The sequence below is a fragment of the Microbacterium tenebrionis genome (assembly GCF_020682665.1).
GTDB lineage: Bacteria > Actinomycetota > Actinomycetes > Actinomycetales > Microbacteriaceae > Microbacterium > Microbacterium tenebrionis.
In genome coordinates, this window is the sequence record NZ_JAGTTM010000002.1 from 515083 (window position 1) to 536540 (window position 21458).

Sequence of the window (21458 nt, forward strand, 5' to 3'; positions counted from 1 at the left end):
TTCAGTCTACGACCCGTTCTCGTTCAGTGCGCTCCGGCGCGTCGGCTGCGGCGCGGAGCGCTTGAGGTTCGGCCAGGCGATCACGAGCAGCGCGATGCCGCAGACCACGTAGATCCAGATCTGCCCGATGGGCGTGTTCGGCACGATGACCGAGCCGCCGGGGCCGGGGCCCGAGATGATCAGCAGCATCCCGATCATCCCGAGTGCGGTGGCGATCGTCGCCGCGCGGTCGTTCGTCAGCGCACGGACCGCGATGAGCAGGGCTCCGCAGGCGATGGCCGCGACGATGAACCCGATCGGCACCGGTCCCCACATCAGGCTGTGGGCGATCGTGCCCGCAGTTCCGTAGACGACGCCGACGAGCGCGGCGGCGATCCAGGACAGCAGGCGGGACAACCAGTTGGGCACGATCAGATCCTACGCGCGTGCAGTGCCACCTCCGATCAGGCAGCCCATCCTGCCAGTCGCAGGAGCGCCGCCACGGCGGCCGCCGCGATCACGACGACAAGGAACGACTGGCGCAGGTAGAGCAGTCCCGCAGCGACCAGGACGGCCGGGATGCGGGCATCCGCGACGATGCCCTGCCCGCTGCCGAGCGTCTGCACACCGACCAGAGCAGCCAGCAGGGCGACGGTCAGCAGATCGGAGATCCGGGCCGGCCGCGGCGCCTCGAGCAGGTGCGCGGGGATCAGGTAGCCGAACGCCTTGAGCGCCACGCAGATGCAGGCGGCCAGCAGGACGGCGCTCCAGACGCTCATGCGGGCACCTCCGGGTCGACTCGGGGGCGGCGGTCGCCGAGCCAGTTGAACCAGCCGACGACGATCGCGACGACGGCGGCGACGAGCACGGGAAGCCCCGGCATGATGAACGGCGTCAGCGCCGAGGCGACCACGGCCGCGGCGACGCCCACGGCGATCGCCTGCCGTTGCTTGAGCCGAGGCCACAGCAGTGCGAGGAAGGCCGCTGCGGCCGCGGCATCCAGACCCCAGGTCTTGGGGTCGCCGAGCACATCGCCGAGCAGCGCTCCGAGGAGGGTGGTGAGATTCCAGCCGACGAACACGCCGATGCCGGTGACCCAGAATCCGAGGAGCCGCAGCGGACGGGCGCTCTGCGAGATCGCCACCGCGGTGGATTCGTCGATCGTGACCTGCGCTGCCGCCGCACGTTTCCAGAAGCCGGAGCCGATGATGGGCGACATCCGCATGCCGTAGGCCATGTTCCGCACTCCGAGCAGCGCGGCCGAGGCCACAGCCGAGGGCAGAGCGCTCATCCCCCCGGCGCTGAAGACCCCGATGAACGCGAACTGCGACCCGCCCGTGAACATGAGCAGGCTCAGGACGCAGGTCTGCCACACGTCCAGCCCCGAAGCCACGGCGAGCGCGCCGAAGGAGATGCCGTAGGCGCTCGTGGCGACGGCGACGCCGACACCCTCGCGCCACACCTCGCGGCGCGCGAGGCCGGGCGGCTCGGCCTTCGCCGTTCGATCCACTGAACGCATGATGATCATTCTGAACATCACCGGAAAGACAGTCAAGTGAACGATCGTTTGGCATGATGAACAGATGGATCTCGGAACGCGCATCGCCCGCACCCTTCGACGCGAACGCGAGGCCCGCGGCCTGTCCGTGTCGGAGCTGGCGAGGCAGGCCGGCGTGTCGAAGGCGACCGTGTCGCAGCTGGAGAACGGCGCCGGCAACCCGAGCGTCGAGACGCTGTGGGCGCTGGGCGTCGCGCTCGGTGTGCCGTTCGCCGTTCTCGTCGAGCAGCAGGCGAGCTCACCGACGCTGATCCGCGCCGACGATCTCCCCGAGGTGCCGTCCGCCGCTGCCGCGTACAGTGCGTCGCTGCTGTCAGCGAGCCCTCCCGGCGCCCGCCGGGACGTCTACCTCATCCGTGCCGAGCCCGGCGAGCCGCGGCGTTCCGAGCCGCACCACGCCGGCACGATCGAGCACGTCGTGCTCGTCTCCGGTCAGGCGAGCCTGGGAACGGCGGGCGATGCCGTGATCCTGAACCCCGGTGACTACGTCTCCTACCCCGGCGACGCCTCGCACGTGTTCGAGGCGCTGCTCCCCGGCACGAGCGCCGTCCTGATCACCGAGCTGCGCTGACCTCGCTCCGTCTGCGACCGTCCGCCGCCTGCGACCCGCCGCCGATACGACAACGCCCCCTCGCGGCATCCACGCCCCCGCTCAGCGATGCATGTGAGCGGGGGCGTCGACGACCGGAGGGGGCCTCGACGGGGAAGAGGGTTACGCGTTGGCGTCCTGGCGCTTCTGACGCGCGGTCTCGCGACCACGGGTCGTCTGGTCGAGGATCACCTTGCGGATGCGGACGACCTCGGGCGTCACCTCGACGCATTCGTCGTCACGGGCGAACTCGAGGCTCTCCTCGAGTGAGAGCTCACGCGGCGGCGTCATCGACTCGAACGAGTCCGCGGTCGCCGACCGCATGTTGGTGAGCTTCTTCTCCTTGGTGATGTTCACGTCCATGTCATCGCTGCGCGAGTTCTCGCCGATGACCATGCCCTCGTAGACCTCCTGCGTGGGCTTGACGAAGAACGACATGCGCTCCTGCAGTGCGATCATCGCGAAGGGCGTCACGACACCCGAGCGGTCGGCCACGATCGAGCCGTTCTGACGCGTCGTGATGTGGCCGGCCCACGGCTCGTAGCCGTGCGAGATGCTGTTGGCGATGCCGGTGCCGCGCGTCGTGGTCATGAACTCGGTGCGGAAGCCGATGAGGCCGCGGGCGGGGACGATGAACTCCATGCGCACCCAGCCGGTGCCGTGGTTGATCATGTTATCCATGCGGCCCTTGCGGTTGGCGAGAAGCTGCGTGATCGCGCCGAGGTACTCCTCAGGAGCGTCGATCGTCAGGTGCTCGAAGGGCTCGTGAACCTTGCCGTCGACCTTCTTGGTGACCACCTGGGGCTTGCCGACCGTGAGCTCGAAGCCTTCACGGCGCATGTTCTCGACGAGGATGGCCAGCGCGAGCTCGCCGCGGCCCTGCACCTCCCACGCATCCGGGCGCCCGATGTCGACGACCTTGAGCGACACGTTTCCGATGAGCTCGCGGTCGAGGCGGTCCTTCACCATGCGGGCGGTGAGCTTGTGGCCCTTGACCTTGCCCACCAGCGGCGAGGTGTTCGTGCCGATGGTCATCGAGATCGCGGGATCATCGACGTGGATCTGCGGCAGCGGACGGACGTCGTTCGGGTCGGCGATCGTCTCGCCGATCGTGATGTCCTCGAAGCCCGCGATGGCGACGATGTCGCCGGGCCCGGCGGACTCGGCCGGGTAGCGCTCGAGGGCACGGGTCATCAGCAGCTCGGTGATGCGGGCGTTGCTGGTGGTGCCGTCGGAGCGCACCCAGGCGACGGTCTGGCCCTTCTTCAGCGTGCCGTTGAAGACGCGCAGCAGGGCGAGGCGGCCGAGGAACGGGCTGGAGTCGAGGTTCGTGACCCACGCCTGCAGCGGCGCCTCGTCGTCGTACGCCGGGGCGGGGATGTGCTCGAGGATCGCCTCGAACAGCGGCTCGAGGTCGTCGTTGTCGGGCAGGGCACCGTTGTCGGGGCGGGTGCGGCTGGCAGCTCCGGCACGGCCGGACGCGTACACGACGGGAACGTCGAGCAGCGCGTCGACGTCGAGGTCGGGAACGTCGTCGACGAGGTCGGATGCCAGGCCCAGGAGCAGGTCGTGAGCCTCCTCCTCCACCTCGACGATGCGCGCGTCGGGGCGGTCGGTCTTGTTGACCAGCAGGATGACGGGGAGCTTCGCCTCGAGCGCCTTGCGCAGCACGAAGCGGGTCTGCGGCAACGGACCCTCGGAGGAGTCCACGAGCAGCACGACGCCGTCGACCATGGACAGGCCGCGCTCCACCTCGCCGCCGAAGTCGGCGTGGCCGGGGGTGTCGATCACGTTGATCGTGACGGGGACGTCGGTGTGGGCGCCGTTGTAGGTGATCGCGGTGTTCTTCGCGAGGATCGTGATGCCCTTTTCGCGCTCGAGATCGTTCGAGTCCATGGCGCGCTCGTCGACGTGCGCGTGTTCGCCGAAGGAGCCCGTCTGACGGAGCATCGCGTCGACGAGGGTGGTCTTGCCGTGGTCGACGTGCGCGACGATTGCGACATTGCGGAGGTCAGAGCGAAGGGCGTGCGCCATGCAGGTTTCCTAAAAGGGATTGGGATGTGATGGAGGTGCCGCTTGTACTGATCGAGCGTCAGCGAGACGAAGTGACGGTCCAGGATATCGCACGGGGTTGTGGGTCCGGCGTTCGAGTAACGCAAATGCCCCGATCCTGGCCGGGAATCAGGTCATTCGCGTTACTTGAACGGAGTCGGATCTAGCATCGACACGTGGAACGAGAAGCTGTGGCCGGGCGCGCCCGCACGTGGTGGGAGATCGCGATCGTCCTCGCCCTGGGGCTCGGCGAGTCAGCCGTCTACGCGATCGTGCAGATCGTGTACCGACTGACGGATGCCACCCCGCTGGCGGATCAGTCGACGACGCTGAATCCCTCCCGCAGCGACCGGGAGGTCTTCGACCTGATCTACCAGGTGCTCGGCATCGGCTTCTCGATCGTTCCGGTCCTGCTCGTGTGCTTCCTCGTCTGGCAGCACCGCCGCCCGCACCTGGGCTCGCTGGGGCTCGACGGCGCCCGTGTCGGACGCGAGATCGGACAGGGCATCCTGCTCGTCCTGGCGATCGGCATCCCGGGCCTTGCCCTGTACGTCGGAGGCCGGATGCTGGGGCTCTTCGTCGCCGTCGATCCGGGCGGGATCGACGCGCACTGGTGGACCGTGCCGATTCTGCTGCTCTCGGCAGCCCGCGCCTCGATCACCGAGGAGTTCGTCGTGCTCGGGTACCTGTTCCTGCGCCTGCGGCAGCTCGGCTGGGGCAGCTGGCCGATCATCATCGCCACTTCGGTGCTGCGCGCGAGCTACCACCTGTACCAGGGACCGGGTGCGTTCATCGGGAACCTGGCGATGGGGCTGGTGTTCGGTTGGCTGTTCGCGAGGACGGGGCGACTGCTGCCGTTCCTGGTCGCGCACTTCATCATCGACGCGGTCGCGTTCGTCGGCTATCCCCTGGTCGCCCCGCTCCTCCCCTGACCTCGAGACTGCAAGGCCGCGTCGAGACTGCGCCGATCCGGCGCTGTGCCGGCGCGGCCTTGGGGATTCGGTGCAGATCAGCGGGTGAGGAGGACCGCCGCGACCGCCCAGGCCGCGAGGACGACGAGGGCGAGGATCGCGGGCCAGTCCCACGATTTCACGACTGCGGCATCCGGAGCAGTGGTATCCGGAGCCGCCTGCGCGTCCAGGCGCAGACGCTGCAGCTTCGCGATGCCGTCGGCGGCGTTCTCGTTGCCGTCCTCCTTCGCACGGTCAGGGCCGATCCGCCGCGGACGCGAGCGTGCGGGCCCGCCGAAGCAGCGCACGACCTTTCCGTCGTCGAGTGAGAACTCGATCTGCCAGCGCATCGCGATGCGCTTGATGCGCGACCACGGCATCGAGGTGCGGCGGAGGAGGTTCTGCACCTCGACACCCGCGCGGTCGGCGCGGATGTCGGATGCGACCCCGACGACGTAGACGGACCAGAGCACGAGCAGCGGCCACGGAGCCAGCAGCAGAGCGCCGCCGACGCCGGTGCGCACCCCGGCATCGATCAGCAGGTACAGCGCGACGACCGCGCAGATGACGAGCAGCCAGACCGCCCCGGTGACCGGGAAGGCCCGGGGCGGCCTGGCAGGTGCCATCAGGCGGTGCCGCCGCCCAGAGCGAGCGATGCGCCCGGGATCGCCTCGAGCAGTCGCCGCGTGTACTCCTCCTGCGGGTTGGTGAAGATCTCGTCCACCGTGCCCTGCTCGACGATGCGCCCCTGCTCCATGACGCACACGAGGTCCGCGGCGACGCGGACGACAGCGAGGTCGTGCGTGATGAACAGGTACGTCAGACCGAGCTCCTGCTGCAGGTCCGAGAGCAACTGCAGGATCTGATCCTGCACCAGCACGTCGAGCGCCGACACGGCCTCGTCGAGGACGACGATGTCGGGCTTGAGCGCGAGGGCCCGGGCGATCGCGACGCGCTGGCGCTGACCGCCGGACAGCTCGTTCGGGTACCGCCATGCGAGTTCCTGCGGCAGCGCGACCTGCTCGAGGAGTTCGAGCGAGCGCTGGTGCTGCTCCTCCTTCGTGCCGATGCCGTGCACGTGCAGGGGCTCGGAGATGAGGTTGCCGATGCTGCGCAGCGGGTCGAGCGAGCCGTACGGATCCTGGAAGACCGGCTGCATGCGACGACGCAGGCGGAAGACATCCGCCCTCGACATCGTGCTCGTCGGCGTCCCGTCGATGAGGATCTCACCGTCGGTCGGCTTCTCGAGCTGCAGCAGCATCTTCGCGACCGTGGACTTGCCCGATCCGGACTCGCCCACCAGTGCCAGCGTCTTGCCGCGGGGGATCGAGAACGAGACATCATCGACCGCGCGGAACTGCTCGTGGCGCAGCCCTCCCGTGCGGATCGAGAAGTCCTTGACGAGGTTTCGCACCTCGACCACGGCGGGTGCATCCTCGACGGCTGCGCTGGTCAGACCCGTGTCGCCGATGCGCTGGGATGCCAGGCTCGGGGCCGCGGCGACCAGGCGCTGCGTGTACGGATGCCGCGGGTTCGTCAGGATCTCGGCACTGCGTCCGGCCTCGACGATCTCGCCCTGGTTCATCACGAGGATGCGGTCCGCCCGCTCCGCGGCCAGTCCCAGGTCGTGCGTGATGAGCAGAACCGACGTTCCTCGCTCGCTCGTGAGCGTGGCGAGGTGATCGAGGATCACGCGCTGCACGGTGACGTCCAGCGCACTCGTCGGCTCATCGGCGATCAGCAGCTTCGGGTCGGCCGCGAGGCCGATCCCGATGAGGGCGCGCTGGCGCATGCCTCCCGAGAACTGGTGCGGGAATACACCAGAGGCTACGTGACGTTCCATCGTTGGAATAGCTCCGTTAATGAACCGTTACTGACTTGCCACAACAGCGAAACAGCCGTGACTCGCACAGGAAACGACGCCGCCCCCTCATCCGCCGGTGGCGGGAGGGGGCGGCGTCGGACGCGGATGCTACGCGAACGCCTCGATCGGCGGGCACGCGCACATGAGGTTGCGGTCGCCGTAGGCCTGGTCGATGCGGCGCACCGGCGGCCAGTACTTGCCCGCGACGAGGGAGTGCACGGGGTAGGCGGCATCCTCGCGGGTGTAGGCGTGGTCCCAATCCCCCGCGATCAGCGACACCGCGGTGTGCGGCGCGTTCACGAGCGGATTGTCGTCGGCGGGCCAGCGACCGGCGGCGACGGCGTCGGCCTCCTGCTTGATCATGATCATCGCCTCGATGAACCGGTCGATCTCGCCGATGTCCTCGGACTCGGTCGGCTCGACCATGAGGGTCCCCGGAACGGGGAACGACATCGTCGGAGCGTGGAAGCCGTAGTCGATCAGCCGCTTGGCGACGTCGTCGACCGTGATGCCGGTGGTCTCCTTGAGCGGGCGCAGGTCGAGGATGCACTCGTGCGCGACACGGCCGTTCTCACCGGCGTACAGCACCGGGTAGTGCTCGCCGAGGCGCGCGGCGATGTAGTTGGCCGACAGGACGGCGGCAGCCGTAGCATCCCGAAGCCCCTCGGCGCCCATCATGCGGACGTACGACCACGAGATCGGCAGGATGCCGGCCGATCCATAGGGCGCGGCCGAGACCGGCCCTCCGGCGAACTCGTACCCGCCGGCGTGCGCCGTGCGCTGCGCGAGCGGGTGCGAGGGCAGATGCTCGGTCAGGTGCGCCTTGGCGGCCACCGGTCCCACGCCCGGCCCGCCGCCGCCGTGCGGGATCGCGAAGGTCTTGTGCAGGTTCAGGTGCGAGACGTCGCCGCCGAGGTCGCCGAACCGTGCGAAGCCGAGCAGCGCGTTGAGGTTCGCGCCGTCGACGTACACCTGGCCGCCGGCGTCGTGCACGGCGGTCGTGATGTCGACGACATCCTGCTCGTACACGCCGTGCGTGGACGGATACGTGATCATGAGCGCCGCGATCTCGTCGGCGTGCGCGGCGATCTTCGCCTGCAGATCGTCGAGATCGACATTGCCGAGCTCGTCGCAGGCGACGACGACGACCTTCATGCCGGCGAGCACGGCGGATGCCGCGTTCGTGCCGTGCGCGGACGATGGGATGAGGCACACGGTGCGGTGCTCGTCACCGTTCGCCAGGTGATAGCCGCGGATCGCGAGGAGTCCGGCGAGTTCGCCCTGGGATCCTGCGTTCGGCTGCAGCGAGACGGCGTCGTAGCCGGTGACCTCGGCCAGCCAGCCCTCGAGCTGATCGATCATCTCCAGGTACCCGGCGACATCGGACTCGGGCGCGAACGGGTGGATCTGCGCGAACTCCGGCCACGTGATCGACGCCATCTCGGTCGCGGCGTTGAGCTTCATGGTGCACGAGCCGAGCGGGATCATGCCGCGGTCGAGCGCGTAGTCGCGGTCGGCGAGGCTCTTCAGGTACCGCATCATGGCGGTCTCGGAGCGGTGCACATGGAAGACCGGGTGGGTCAGGTACTCGTCCGCGCGGATCAGGGTCTCGGGTAGGGCGCCGTGCGACCCGCTGCCGAAGTAGCCGAACGAGCGCTGCTCCTTGCCGCCGAACAGGATCGCCACCTGGTGCAGCGCACCGAAGTCGGTCGTCTCGTCGACCGAGATGCCGACCGTGTTCTCGTCGACGAGACGCAGCAGGATGCCGTGCTCGTCGTGCGCGCGGGCCACGATCGCCGCAGCATCCGCTGTTCGCACCTGAACGGTGTCGAAGAACGCGTCGTGCACGACGTCGGCTCCGGCCTCGACGAGCCAGTCGCGGAACATCGATGCGCGCAGCGCGACGTTGCGGGCGATGTTCGCCAGCCCGTCGGGACCATGATAGACCGCGTACATCGAGGCCATGACGGCCAGGAGCACCTGCGCGGTGCAGATGTTCGAGGTCGCCTTCTCACGGCGGATGTGCTGCTCGCGCGTCTGCAGCGCGAGCCGGTACGCGGGCCTGCCGTCAGCATCCACCGAGACGCCGACGAGGCGCCCCGGCAACTGACGCTCGAGGCCCTGGCGGACGGCCATGTACCCGGCGTGCGGGCCGCCGAAAGCCATCGGCACACCGAAGCGCTGCGTGGTGCCGACCGCGACGTCGGCGCCGAGCGAGCCCGGCGAGGCGATCAGCGTGAGTGCCAGCAGATCGGCCGCCACGACCGCGAGGCCGCCAGCGAGGTGCGCGGCATCGATGACGGAGCTCGGGTCCCACACGAGACCGGATGCCGCGGGGTACTGCACGAACACGCCGAACAGCTCGTCCGGCAGCGCCTCACCGCCGGCGAGATCGCGCTCGACGAGCTCGATGTCCAGCGCCTCGGCGCGCGTCGCGAGCAGCGCCTTGGTCTGCGGGAACGCTCCGGCATCGACGACGAACACGTTCGACTTCGACCTCGACGCGCGCCTGGCCAGCAGCATCCCCTCGGCGACCGCGGTGGACTCGTCGAGCATCGACGCGTTCGCCGTCGTGAGGCCGGTGAGATCGGCGACCATCGTCTGGAAGTTGATGAGCGCCTCCAGACGCCCCTGCGAGATCTCCGGCTGGTACGGCGTGTAAGCGGTGTACCAGGACGGGTTCTCGAGGACGTTGCGCTGGATCACGCTCGGCGTGATCGTGCCGTAGTAGCCCAGACCGATCATCGGCGTGTTCACCGTGTTGCGCGACGCGAAGCCGCGCAGCTCGGCGAGCGCCTGCGCCTCGGTGGCCGCAGCGGGGATCGACGATTGCCGCGACGGGTCGGTGTAGATGCTCCCGGGCACGGCCTGACGCATGAGCGTCTCGATCGGGCTGATGTCTTCGATCTCCGGCGTGAGCCCGAGAGCCTCGAGCATCGTGCGCTGCGTCTGCTCGGTGGTTCCGATATGACGGTCGGCGAATCCTGTCACTGCGGAATCAGCCTTCCGTCAGGGCGACGTAGGCGTCGCGGTCGAGCAGGCCGTCGGCCGCACCGTCGGCGATGGCGACCTTGATCAACCAGCCGCCGGCGAAGGGCTCGGCGTTGACGAGCGAAGGGTCGTCTACGACGGCGTCGTTGACCTCCGTGACGGTGCCGGCCAGCGGCGCGTAGAGCTCGCCGACCGACTTGGTCGACTCGATCTCGCCGACGACGGAGCCGGCGGTGATCTCGGTGCCGACGGCCGGCAGCTCGACGAACACGACGTCGCCGAGCTTGTCAGCGGCGTAGTCGGTGATGCCGACGGTCGCGGTGTCGCCGTCGACGGCGAGCCACTCGTGCTCGTCGGTGTACCTGAGAGCGGTGAGATCGGTCATTTCTTCCTCCGGTAGAAAGGCAGGGCGGCGACGGTCGCGGGGATCTTCGTTCCGCGCACGTCCAGGAACAGCGGCATCGTCTGCGCCGCGGGGTCGATGTAGGCCATCGCGATCGGGTGGCCCAGGGTGGGGCTCAGCGCCCCGGACGTGATCTCGCCGACGGCAGTGCCGTCCTCCGTCACCACGGCGTAGCCGGCGCGGCCTGCACGGCGCCCGTCGGCGGTGAGGCCGACGAGGACGCGGGCGTCATCCGCGGGCAGGGCGGCATCCTTGCCGACGAAGTCGTCCTTGTCGGAGGCCACGACACGACCGAGCCCGGCCTGAGAAGGCTTCGTGTCGAGCGAGAGCTCGTGCCCGTACAGCGGCATCCCCGCTTCGAGGCGGAGCGTGTCGCGGGCGGCGAGCCCGGCGGGGACGAGACCGTGCACGGAGCCTGCCCCGAGCACGGCGTCCCAGAGAGTTGCGGCGTCGTCGGCGCGGACGAGGAGCTCGAAGCCGTCCTCGCCGGTGTACCCGGTGCGCGCGATGAGCAGCGGGTGCCCCAGGAAGAAGGCGTCCGCCCATGCGTAGTACTTCTGCTCGCCCCAGGGCGTGCCGACCTCGGTGATCCCCTCGATCGCCGAGACGATCTGCTCGGATGCAGGGCCCTGCACGGCGATGAGCGCATAGTCGTCCGATACATCTTCGACCTTCACCTGCGGGTCGTCGAGCGGAGCCGAAGGCGAAGACGAAACGGGCTGAGCGACCGAAGGGAGTCGAAGCCTGTCGCCGAGCGCTGCTGCGACGGCATCCCGGTTCCCGGCGTTCGAGATGATGAGGAACCGGCCCTCCCCCAAGCGGTAGACGACGACATCGTCGACGATGCCGCCGTCCTCGGTGAGGATCAGCGAGTACTTCGCCTTGCCCACGGCCATGGTCGACAGCCGTCCGGCGAGCGCGTGGTCGAGGTACGCCGCAGCATCCGGGCCCTCGATCGTGAACTCGGCCATATGCGAGATGTCGAAGAGCCCCGCGGCCTCGCGCACGGCGTGGTGCTCGGCGAGATCGGACGTGTAGCGCACCGGCATCTGCCAGCCGCCGAAGTCCGTGAAGGACGCGCCCAGCGACTCGTGTCGCTCGCGCAACGGGGTGTAGCGGGCCTCGGTCATGGAGTTCTCCCGTATCGATCGGAAGGATGCCGTACGGAATGCACGGTATCCGAGAACTCCCCCTCTGTCATGGGCCTGAGAGTTTCGCCACTCGTTGCACACAAGGGCTTTCACCGTCGGCGGATCGTGAGATCGCTTTTCAGAGCGGCCGGACGTGCACGGTATGGATACCTGAGAGATTGGCGGGGAGGCTTGCTCCTTCGGTGCCCGATCGCGTACATCGGACTCTCCCGCGCAGGTCATGCGGCCTATGTTCACTTAGCGCTCCCAGCATAGCCGCACCGCTCATCTAGGCTCGACGGCGTGACCCCTTCGCCTGGCAGCCCCGCGCTCGGAGAGACCGACGCGATCCGCGTCGCCGTCTCGACGGTCATCTTCTCGCTGCGCGCGGGCGACGACGGCGACCGGCTCATGCTGCCGCTCGTCCGGCGCACGCGCGAGCCGCACCTGGGGATGTGGGCGCTGCCGGGCGGCTGGCTGGACCCGGCGGAAGACCTGGATGCCGCGGCATCCCGCACTCTCGCCGAGACCACGGCGCTCGGGCCCAGCCACCTCGAGCAGCTCTACACCTTCGGCGACGTCGACCGCTCCCCCACGCGTGCGATCTCGATCGTCTACTGGGCGCTGCTGCGCTCGGACCTCGTCGACGCCCAGCGCGCGGCGGCAGGCGCCCCGGAGAACGTCGAATGGTTCGACGTCGACGACCTTCCGGAGCTCGCCTTCGACCACAACCGCATCGCCGAGTACGCGCTGTTCCGGCTGCGCAACAAAGTCGGCTACAGCTGGATCGGCGCAGGACTCCTGCCGGACGAGTTCACGCTCACCGAGTTGCGCGAGGTGTACGAGACCGTGCTCGGCAGGCGTCTGGACCCCTCGAACTTCCGCCGGCTGCTCGAAGCCTCGGACGAGCTCGTGCCGACCGAGTCGTTCCGAACAGGCAAGCACCGCCCCGCCCGCCTGTTCCGCCTCGCGACGGGAAGCTGACGCGGCGCGAATTGCACTTAATGTCACTTCGACATAATCTGATCACGCACAGTAAGTGTCGAATCGACCATAAGGCGGCGCTCCGATGCCAACCTCGACCATCCGCATCACCGACCCCTCCGTCGACCACCTGATCCAGGCAGCTCCCGCAGACTCCTGCAGCACCGACCTGGCAGCAGGCCCCTGGACCTTCGACACGGTTCCGGGTTACGGCCCGGGTTCCTCGATGGGCGATGTCATCCCCACCGGCGCTCCCCGGCAGGGCGAGTTACCGGCCGAGTACCGCGAGGCCGGCGAGGACGAGCTCGACTCCCGCATCCGCGCCGCCAAGGCCGCCCTCGGCGACCGCGCCGTCGTGCTCGGGCACTTCTACCAACGCGAAGAGGTCGTGCAGCACGCCGACTACGTGGGCGACTCGTTCCAGCTCGCGAACGCGGCGCTCGAGCACCCCGACGCCGACGCGATCGTCTTCTGCGGCGTGCACTTCATGGCCGAGACCGCCGATCTGCTTTCGGGGCCCGCGCAGTCCGTGATCCTGCCCAACCTCGCCGCTGGATGCTCGATGGCCGACATGGCCGACATCGACCAGGTCGAGGACTGCTGGGAGCAGCTCGCCGACGTCCTCGGCCCGCTGGATCAGGCAGACGCCGACGGGCGCGTGCCGGTCATCCCCGTCACGTACATGAACTCCTCGGCTGCGATCAAGGGCTTCGTCGGGCGCCACGGCGGCATCGTGTGCACCTCGTCGAACGCCGAGACGGTCCTGGAGTGGGCGTTCGAGCGCGGACGGCGCGTGCTGTTCTTCCCCGATCAGCACCTCGGCCGCAACACCGCCAAGGCGATGGGCGTTCCGCTGGAGCGCATGCCGATGTGGAACCCGCGTCGCCCGCTCGGCGGTTCGACGGCCGCCGAACTGGAGGAGTCGAAGGTCATCCTGTGGCACGGATTCTGCTCGGTGCACCGCCGATTCACCGTCGCACAGATCGATCAGGCGCGCGCCCAGCACCCGGGCGTCCGCGTGATCGTGCATCCCGAGTGCCCGATGGAGGTCGTCGACGCTGCCGACGAGGCGGGATCGACCGACTACATCCGCCGAGCTATCGCCGCCGCGACCGAACCGACCACGTTCGCGATCGGCACCGAGATCAACCTCGTCCGGCGCCTGGCCGCGCAGTTCCCGCAGCACGAGATCTTCTGCCTCGACCCGGTCGTCTGCCCGTGCTCGACGATGTACCGCATCCACCCGGGCTACCTCGCGTGGGTGCTCGAAGAGCTCGTCGCCGGCCGCGTGGTCAACCGCATCCAGGTGACCGACGACGTCGCCGGCCCCGCACGGGCCGCGCTCGAACGGATGCTGGCGGCGAAGCCCCGCGCATGAACGTCGTCGTCGTCGGCTCCGGCATCGCCGGCCTCACCGCAGCGCTGCACGCGTCGGCAGCGGGGCTCCGGACCGCTCTCGTCACGAAGGACGCCCTCGGCGGCGGATGCACCGCGCTCGCCCAGGGCGGCATCGCCGGCGTGTACGGCCCCGACGACTCCCCCGCGCTGCACGCCGCCGACACGATGACGGCGGGCGCGGGGCTGTCGGATGCCACAGCGGTCGACGTGCTCGTCGAGGACGGCTCGACGCGCATCGCCGAGCTCATCGCCCGTGGCGTCGCGTTCGACCGCGACGCGGAGGGGATGCTGCTCCTCGGCCGTGAGGCCGCGCATTCGCACGCCCGCATCGTGCACGCCGGCGGAGACGCCACGGGCGCAGCGATCAGCAGGGCGCTCGTGGAACGCGTCCGCGAGGCGGGCATCGAGGTGATCGAGCACGCCCTGCTCGTCGATCTGCTCACCGACGGCGTTGCCGTGCACGGCATTTAGATGCTGCGCCGCGACGATCCGGTCGACCTGCATGCGGACGCCGTGATCCTCGCGACCGGCGGTGCCGGACAGCTGTACGCGCACACGACGAATCCGGCGGGCGCGACCGGAGACGGCATTGCGGCCGCCCTGCGCGCCGGCGCCGCCGTGACGGATCTGGAGTTCGTGCAGTTCCACCCCACAGTGCTCGCGGGCGGCGACGCCTTCCTCATCTCCGAGGCCGTCCGCGGCGAGGGCGCAGCACTCATCGACGCCGACGGCCGCCGTTTCGTGTTCGACGCGCATCCGGACGGCGAGCTCGCGCCCCGTGACGTCGTGGCCATGGTCGTGTCGCGGCAGGCCGCGCTGCAGGGCTCGCCGGTGCGGCTGGACGCCACCGGCATCGGTGCGGCGCGGCTCACGGACCGGTTCCCCACGATCGACCGGGTCACTCGCGAGCTCGGATTCGACTGGGCGCGCGAGCCGATTCCCGTCACGCCGGCGGCGCACTACCTGATGGGCGGAGTCGTCACCGCCCTCGACGGGCGCACCTCGCTGCCCGGGCTGTTCGCGGCCGGCGAGGTCGCGCGTACCGGCGTGCACGGCGCGAACCGGCTGGCGTCGAACTCGCTGCTCGAGGCCGCGGTCTTCGGGGCCAGGGCCGCGGATGCTGTGGGAAGGCGCCGACCCCCTTCGGTCGCTCAGCCCGTTTCGTCTGCGGCGGCTGCGCCGCCTCCGCTCAACGACCCGCAGCGGTCGTCGAGCGAGCGGGGCGAGACGAAACGGGCCCCGCGAGGAGCGCAGCGACGCGTCGAAACCTCACGCCCCGCCCTCCAGCACCTCATGTGGGACCGCGTCGGACTCCTCCGCACCCCCGACGGACTCGCCGAGGCGCTCGACACGATCCGCTCCTTCCGCGCCGCATCCTCGGCACCGACCACCCGCGCCGAGCACGAGGACGCGAACCTGCTGCTGGTCGCCGAGGCGACGGCATCCGCCGCCCTCGCCCGCACCGAATCCGTCGGCGCGCACCACATCGACCGTCACCCTGCCCTGATCGGAGCCTGATGCTCACCCCCGCCACCCTCACCCGCGTCGTCGGCGCCGCTCTCGACGAGGACGCCCCGTGGGGCGACCTCACGAGCACCACGCTGCTGCCGGCCGACGCCGAAGCCATCGCCGATCTCACGGCCCGGGAACGCGGCATCTTCAGTGGGGGCGCGGTGTTCGCCGCCGCGTTCTCGCTCACCGACCCGTCGCTCACGGTCGACGTGCACGTGGGCGACGGCGACGAGTTCGCACCCGGCGACGTGCTGGCGACTGTGACCGGTTCTGCGCGCAGCATCCTGACCGCAGAGCGCGTCGCCCTGAACTTCACCCAGCGGATGAGCGGCATCGCCACGCTGACGTCGCAGTACGTCCGTGCGATCGAGGGCACCGGCGCGCGCATCGCCGACACCCGCAAGACGACGCCCGGGCTGCGGGCGTTCGAGCGGCACGCGGTCGTATCCGGCGGGGGCCGCAATCACCGCTTCTCGCTGTCGGACGCCGTGATGGCCAAGGACAACCACCTCGCCGTGCTCCAGTCCGAGGGCGGCGACCTCGCCGAGGCGCTCCGCGACGCGCTCGCGCAGCTCCCGCACACCACGCACGTCGTGATCGAGGTCGACCGGCTCGACCAGATCGGGACCGTGGTCGCGGGTGGTGCGCACACCGTGCTGCTCGACAACTTCTCGCTCGACGAGCTGCGCGCAGGCGTCGCACTCATCGGCGACCGGGCGACGGTCGAGGCATCCGGCGGTGTGGATCTCGAAACGGTCCGGGCGATCGCCGAGACCGGTGTCGATGTCATCTCGGTCGGTGCGCTGACGCACTCGGCGCGCGCACTCGACCTGGGGCTCGACGTCCGGATCGGCTGAGATGCTCTATCTCGATCACGCCGCCACGTCTCCGGTGCGTCCGGAGGTGCTCGACGCGATGCGCCCGTACCTCATCGGGGTCTTCGGCAATCCGTCGAGCCACCACACGGCGGGTGAGGCTGCGGCGAGCGCGCTCGAGGACGCCAGGATGCGCGTCGCGCGGCTGCTCGGGATGCGCACGGGCGACGTGATCTTCACCTCCGGCGGAACGGAGGCCAATAATCTCGCCGTCAAGGGCATCGTGCTGGCCGGTCTCGAGCGAGGGCGCCGTCATCTGGTCACGAGTCCGATCGAGCATGAGTCGATCCTGGAGTCCGCGGCGTACCTCGAACGGTTCCACGGCGTGACGGTGACGCTCGCACCCGTCGACGGCACGGGCCGGGTCTCCCCTGCGGCACTCACCGCCGCCGTGCGCGACGACACCGCGCTCGTCTCGATCGGGCACGCGAACAACGAGATCGGCTCGGTGCAGGATGCCGCGGCTCTCGGGCAGGTCGCGAGGGGTGCCGGTGTGCCGCTGCACCTGGATGCCGTGCAGTCCGCGGGCTGGCTGCCCCTCGCCGAACTCGGCGCTGACGCGATCTCGATCGCCGGGCACAAGCTCGGCGCGCCCAAGGGCATCGGCGTCCTGGCCGTTCGCGGCCGCGTGCCGCTGGAGCCGCTGCTGCACGGCGGCGGTCAGGAGCGCGGACGCCGATCGGGCACGGAGAACGTCGCCGGGGCGGTCGGCCTCGCCACGGCCCTGGAGCTCGCCGAGGCGGAGCGGCCTGCGCGTGCGTCGCAGGTCGGTGCTCTGACCGGTCGGTTCATCCGCGGTGTTCTGGATGCCGTACCGCAGGCAGCACTGACAGGCGATGCCGAGCACCGGCTCCCGGCGACGGCGAGCTTCACCTTCGCCGGGACGAGCGGCGAGGCTGTTCTGCTCGAGCTCGAGCGCCGCGGCGTGATCTCGTCGAGCGGTTCGGCATGTGCCGCCGGCAGCGATGAGCCCTCGCACGTGCTGCTGGCGTGCGGCATCCCTCCGGAGGTCGCGCAGACGTCGGTGCGCTTCACGTTCGCGCGCGAACCGCTCCAGGGCGACGAGCCGGAGCGGCTGGCAGCGCTGGTGGCGGATGCCGTGGCCGCCGTCGCGTCCTTCAAGTAACGCAAATGACCTCATCCGGTGTTGGAATCGGGTCATTTGCGTTACTCGAACGACGACAGAGGCTGCACCATAGACTCGAGCCGTGCCCGACCCGATCGTCACGCTCATCGTCCCCGGCCGCGACATCGAGTCGTTCGCGCCGGCCGCGATCGCCTCGCTGCGGGCGCAGACCGAGCCCCGCTGGCGGGCGGTCCTCATCGACGACGGCTCCGTCGACACCACCGGCGACATTTTCGCGGACGCCGCGGCATCCGACCCGCGATTCCGGCTGCTGAGGAACGACGAGCCGCGCGGGCTGGGCGCCGCTCGCAACGCGGGACTCGCCGAGGTCGACACACCGCTGCTCGGCTTCCTCGACGGCGACGACGAGCTCACCCCGACCGCGATCGCCCGTCTGACGGGAACTCTCGCCGAGACGGGGAGCGATTTCGTCGCCGGCGCCTACGCGCGCTCCCGGCTCCGCGGTGACGGATACGCCCCCGGACGCGTGCAGCCGTGGACGGCGGCCGCGACCGATCCCGCGCGCCTCGCCACGACCATCGCCGAGCATCCTGCCGCCGCGTCGAACATCGTCGCGTGGTCCAAGATCAGCCACACGGACTTCTGGGCCGATCTGCGCTTCCCTGAGGGCGTCGCCTATGAGGATCAGATCGTGGCGCAGCAGATGTACACGCGTGCGGCCGCGTTCGACGTCATCCCCGACGTCGTCGTGCACTGGCGGCTGCGAGCGGACGGAACCTCGATCACGCAGAGCAAGGCCGCGCTGCCGGTGCTGCGCGACTACATCGCGGCCCTGCGCGGCGGCATCCGCGTCCTGCACGAAGCGGGCGCGACCGCCGCCGTCGTCGCCCGACTCGACCTCATCCTCGCCATGGACCTGCCGCCGCTGCAGGCCATCGCGGCGACCCACGACGATCCGGCGTACAGCGCCGAGGTCGAGTCGTTCATCCACGAGCTGCGATCGCTGCCCGAATACGCCGACGCCCGCCCCGACCCGTCGCTCGCAGCAGCGCTGGCCTGGTGAACGACCCGCAACGGAGCACCATGAACCCGTATCTGTCGCAGCTCTTTTCCCTCGAGGGCCGGACGGCCGTCGTCACCGGCGGCAGCTCGGGCATCGGGCGCGGCATCGCCACGGCGCTGGCTCGCGCCGGAGCATCCGTCGTCATCGTCGCGCGCGGCCGGGACCGCATCGACGACACGGTCCGCGAGCTGACCGACGACGGATGTCGCACCGCCGGCGTCGTGGGCGACCTCGGCACCCGCGACGGCATCCACTCCGCAGCAGAGGCCGCGACGGAGCCGTTCGGCGAACCGGACATCGTCGTGAACTCGGCCGGGATCAACATCCGGCCTCCGTTCGCCGAGATCACCGAAGCGGACTGGGATGCCACGATGACCGTGAACGCCCTCGCACCCTTTCTGCTCGGGCAGCGGTACGCACAGGGCATGGCCGAGCGCGGATTCGGACGCCTCATCCACATCAGCTCGCAGCAGGCGCATCGCGCATTCGTCGACAGCGGGGTCTACGGCGCTTCCAAGGGCGCGGTGGAGTCGCTCATGCGCTCCGAAGCCGAGGCCTGGGGCCACCACGGCGTCACGAGCAACACGCTCGTACCCGGGTTCGTGCTCACTCCGCTCAACGCCCGGCTGCAGGACGACGAGGCCAAGGTCGCCGAGCTCGCAGCGCGCACGATGATCGGGCGTAACGGACTCCCGAGCGACTTCGCGGCTGCCGCGGTGTTCCTGGCCGGCGCCGGCTCGTCGTACATCACCGGGCACTCGCTGTTCGTGGACGGCGGCATGTCGGCGCACTGACAGGTCGGCGCGCTGGGCGCCGACGCACTGAGATGTCGGCGCACTGAGATGTCGGCGCACTGGGCGCCGGTGAACTCACCCCTCCGCGGGGTAGACGCGCTGATCGCCGGCATCCCCGTGGAGCAGAGGAACCGACGCGGTGAGGGTGTTCACGGCATCCTCGGAGACGGACCCCGCGGGCGCGCGATCGGCCCGCCGGTCGGCGAACGCGGCCATCATTCCCCCGGACACCTCCCGCTCGACCTCCGCCTCGGCGCCCGTGATCCGGGATGCCGCGACCTGCTGCGCGGCGAGCTCGGCGTAAAGACCGCCAGCCGCGAGCAGCTCGGCGTGCGTTCCCGATTCGACGATCTGCCCGGCCTCCAGCACGTGGATGACGTCGGCGCCCATGACGGTCGAGAGGCGGTGCGCGACCGACAGCACCGTCCGCCCGCGAGCGGCCTCGTCGAGCGCCTCCTGCACGATCCGCTCTGACACCGTATCGAGGGCACTCGTGGCCTCGTCGAGCAGGAGCACCGGCGGATCCTTCAGCAGCACCCGGGCGATCGCGATGCGCTGCTTCTCGCCCCCGGAGAGCCGGTAGCCGCGTTCGCCGACGATCGTGTCGTAGCCCTGCTCGAATCCGGCGATGATGTGGTGGATGTTGGCCGCGCGGCACGCGGCGATCATCTCCTCCTCCGAGGCATCCGGCTTCGCGTACATGAGGTTCTCGCGGATCGTCGCGTGGAACAGGTAGGTCTCCTGAGACACGATGCCCACGTCGTCGATGATCGACTCCTGGGTGAGGGTGCGCACGTCGGCCCCGGCGAACAGCACGGCGCCGCCATGCGCCTCGTACAGCCGCGGCGCGAGATACAGCACGGTAGTCTTGCCCGCACCCGACGGCCCGACGAACGCGACGTGCTGTCCGGGGTCGGCCGTGAACGACACGCCCTGCAGGGTCGGGCGGGCGTCGGGCGCGGCATCCGGGTATCGGAAGACGACGTCCTGGAACTCGATCCGGCCCCGCGGACCGGGCGCCTGTGCGACCGCGATGGCGCCTGGAGCGTCCTCGATCTCCGGCACGAGGTCGAGGTACTCGAAGATGCGGGCGAACAACGCGGACGACGTCTGCAGATCCAGCGAGACGCGCATGAGCCCCATGAGGGGCATCAACAGCCGTGCTTGCACGGTGGTGAACGCGACGACGGTTCCGGCGGTGATCGCACCCTCGCCGCTGGCGATGAGGTAGCCGGCCACGAGATAGATGACGGCAGGCACGGATGCCATGAGCACCTGCACGACCGCGAAGAATCCCTGTCCGCTCATGGCCCGCCGCACCTGCAGCGTCACCTGGTTCCGATTCTCCGACTGATACCGATCGGACTCCGTGCGCTGCCGGTTGAAGGCCTTCGACAACAGCATCCCCGACACGCTCAGGGTCTCCTGCGTGATCGACGTGAGCTCGCTCAGCGACTCCTGCGTCTCCCCCGCGATCCGTGCGCGCACCTGGCCGACCTTGCGCTGCACGACGACGAGGAACGGCATCAGCACGACCGCGATCAGCGTCAGCCGCCAGTCGATGAGGATCATCGCGACGAGCGATGCGATGACCGTGACGACATTGCCCAGGATGCTCGTGACCGTGTTCGTCAGGACGCCCGAGACGCCGCCGACGTCGTTCTGCAGACGCGACTGGATGACACCGGTCTTCGTGCGTGTGAAGAAGCCGAGCTCCATCGCCTGCAGGTGCTCGAAGAGGCGCACCCGCAGGTCGCCGGTGACGCTGTTGCCGACCGTCGAGGTGAGCCAGGTCTGCGCGACCCCGAGAACTGCCGACAGCAGGAAGAGCCCCACCATCGCCAGCACGAGACGGATGAGCAGGTCGAGTTCCGGGCTTCCGCCATCGGTCGGGAAGAGCGCGTCGTCGAAGATGCGCTGCACGATCAGCGGCGGGATGACGGCGATCGCGGCGCCGGCGATCACGAGGATGCCGGTCACGATGATGCGGCCGAGGTAGGGGCGGAACAGCGCGACGACTCGCCTGCCGAGGCCCTCGATCCTCGGCGCCTGCGCGTTCAACTTCTTCTGCGCTGCCTCGTCGACACCCCGGAAGCCGCCACCACCGCCGCGGCCTCCGCCCATGCCACCCATGCTCATGCGCTCAGCCTAGACCGCGCAAAATTATGCCGCCGTCGGGAATGAGGGGCAGCCGGAGGGGGTTATCCTGGAACGTCGCGCACGAGCGGA

The 21458-nt window shown here is 69.6% G+C and carries 17 protein-coding genes, 2 pseudogenes and 2 riboswitches; of the genes and pseudogenes, 9 read left to right on the forward strand and 10 right to left on the reverse strand.

Annotation, left to right across the window (positions count from 1 at the left end; translation table 11 throughout):
• Positions 1-6 precede the first annotated feature (6 nt).
• Genes KEC56_RS07760 through KEC56_RS07770 form a run of 3 tightly spaced genes read right to left on the reverse strand, consistent with a single transcriptional unit; the run spans position 7 to position 1498 of the window.
• Positions 7-408: a histidinol dehydrogenase gene (locus KEC56_RS07760; RefSeq protein WP_227530478.1), complete on the reverse strand. Its 402-nt coding sequence runs from the start codon at positions 406-408 to the stop codon at positions 7-9.
• Positions 409-443: 35 nt separating this feature from the next.
• The gene (locus tag KEC56_RS07765) at positions 444-758 is read right to left on the reverse strand and encodes an AzlD domain-containing protein (protein WP_175985871.1); all 315 of its coding nucleotides are present in this window, start codon (positions 756-758) and stop codon (positions 444-446) included.
• On the reverse strand, positions 755-1498 hold the full coding sequence (locus tag KEC56_RS07770; RefSeq protein WP_227530479.1) for an AzlC family ABC transporter permease: 744 nt from the start codon (positions 1496-1498) through the stop codon (positions 755-757). Before KEC56_RS07770 ends, KEC56_RS07765 begins: the two co-directional genes overlap by 4 nt.
• Positions 1499-1562: 64 nt before the next feature.
• Between KEC56_RS07770 and KEC56_RS07775 the strand changes: the two genes are divergently transcribed.
• Positions 1563-2108, forward strand: coding sequence for a helix-turn-helix domain-containing protein (locus KEC56_RS07775; RefSeq protein WP_175985869.1), 546 nt, complete (start codon positions 1563-1565; stop codon positions 2106-2108).
• 141 nt (positions 2109-2249) lie between these two features.
• Here KEC56_RS07775 and typA read toward each other — a convergent pair whose 3' ends face one another.
• Positions 2250-4160, reverse strand: coding sequence for a translational GTPase TypA (gene typA, locus KEC56_RS07780; RefSeq protein WP_227530480.1), 1911 nt, complete (start codon positions 4158-4160; stop codon positions 2250-2252).
• Positions 4161-4354: 194 nt separating this feature from the next.
• On the opposite strand from typA, the gene KEC56_RS07785 reads away from it, so the two are divergent.
• Positions 4355-5110, forward strand: coding sequence for a CPBP family intramembrane glutamic endopeptidase (locus tag KEC56_RS07785; protein WP_227530481.1), 756 nt, complete (start codon positions 4355-4357; stop codon positions 5108-5110).
• A gap of 77 nt (positions 5111-5187) precedes the next feature.
• Here the strand turns inward: KEC56_RS07785 and KEC56_RS07790 are convergent, their stop codons facing one another.
• The 5 genes and pseudogenes from KEC56_RS07790 to gcvT form a co-directional block, all read right to left on the reverse strand.
• On the reverse strand, positions 5188-5754 hold the full coding sequence (locus KEC56_RS07790) for a PH domain-containing protein (RefSeq protein WP_227530482.1): 567 nt from the start codon (positions 5752-5754) through the stop codon (positions 5188-5190).
• Positions 5754-6944, reverse strand: a pseudogene (locus KEC56_RS07795) (dipeptide ABC transporter ATP-binding protein); the annotation flags it as partial. The gene KEC56_RS07790 and the pseudogene KEC56_RS07795, both read right to left, overlap by 1 nt.
• A 156-nt stretch (positions 6945-7100) precedes the next feature.
• The gene (gene gcvP, locus KEC56_RS07800; protein ID WP_372456260.1) at positions 7101-9929 is read right to left on the reverse strand and encodes an aminomethyl-transferring glycine dehydrogenase; all 2829 of its coding nucleotides are present in this window, start codon (positions 9927-9929) and stop codon (positions 7101-7103) included.
• 61 nt (positions 9930-9990) lie between these two features.
• Positions 9991-10368 (reverse strand): glycine cleavage system protein GcvH, encoded by a 378-nt coding sequence (gene gcvH, locus KEC56_RS07805; RefSeq protein WP_227530484.1) that lies wholly within the window; start codon positions 10366-10368, stop codon positions 9991-9993.
• Complete coding sequence (gcvT, locus tag KEC56_RS07810; protein ID WP_227530485.1) at positions 10365-11516, reverse strand: glycine cleavage system aminomethyltransferase GcvT; 1152 nt, start codon at positions 11514-11516, stop codon at positions 10365-10367. The genes gcvH and gcvT overlap by 4 nt, the downstream gene beginning before the upstream one ends.
• A 54-nt stretch (positions 11517-11570) precedes the next feature.
• Positions 11571-11665: riboswitch (glycine riboswitch) on the reverse strand.
• A riboswitch (glycine riboswitch) is annotated at positions 11666-11759 on the reverse strand.
• A 60-nt stretch (positions 11760-11819) separates the two neighbouring features.
• Here gcvT and KEC56_RS07815 point away from each other — a divergent pair.
• The 7 genes and pseudogenes from KEC56_RS07815 (at position 11820) to KEC56_RS07845 (ending at position 19229) form a co-directional block, all read left to right on the forward strand.
• Positions 11820-12500, forward strand: a complete 681-nt coding sequence (locus KEC56_RS07815; RefSeq protein ID WP_372456252.1) for an NUDIX hydrolase — start codon at positions 11820-11822, stop codon at positions 12498-12500.
• 85 nt (positions 12501-12585) lie between these two features.
• Positions 12586-13878, forward strand: coding sequence for a quinolinate synthase NadA (gene nadA, locus KEC56_RS07820; RefSeq protein WP_227530486.1), 1293 nt, complete (start codon positions 12586-12588; stop codon positions 13876-13878).
• Positions 13875-15416, forward strand: a pseudogene (gene nadB, locus KEC56_RS07825) (L-aspartate oxidase). Before nadA ends, nadB begins: the two are co-directional and overlap by 4 nt.
• Positions 15416-16267 (forward strand): carboxylating nicotinate-nucleotide diphosphorylase, encoded by an 852-nt coding sequence (nadC, locus tag KEC56_RS07830; RefSeq protein ID WP_227530487.1) that lies wholly within the window; start codon positions 15416-15418, stop codon positions 16265-16267. The pseudogene nadB and the gene nadC overlap by 1 nt, the downstream one beginning before the upstream one ends.
• A 1-nt stretch (position 16268) precedes the next feature.
• The gene (locus KEC56_RS07835) at positions 16269-17411 is read left to right on the forward strand and encodes a cysteine desulfurase family protein (protein ID WP_227530488.1); all 1143 of its coding nucleotides are present in this window, start codon (positions 16269-16271) and stop codon (positions 17409-17411) included.
• Between the two features lie 82 nt (positions 17412-17493).
• A complete protein-coding gene (locus KEC56_RS07840) occupies positions 17494-18435 on the forward strand; it encodes a glycosyltransferase family 2 protein (RefSeq protein WP_227530489.1) in 942 nt (313 codons plus the stop codon).
• 20 nt (positions 18436-18455) lie between these two features.
• Positions 18456-19229 (forward strand): SDR family NAD(P)-dependent oxidoreductase, encoded by a 774-nt coding sequence (locus KEC56_RS07845; protein WP_227530490.1) that lies wholly within the window; start codon positions 18456-18458, stop codon positions 19227-19229.
• A 75-nt stretch (positions 19230-19304) separates the two neighbouring features.
• Here KEC56_RS07845 and KEC56_RS07850 read toward each other — a convergent pair whose 3' ends face one another.
• Entirely contained in the window at positions 19305-21362 is a 2058-nt protein-coding gene (locus KEC56_RS07850) for an ABC transporter ATP-binding protein (protein ID WP_227530714.1), read from the reverse strand.
• Between the last annotated feature and the right edge of the window lie 96 nt (positions 21363-21458).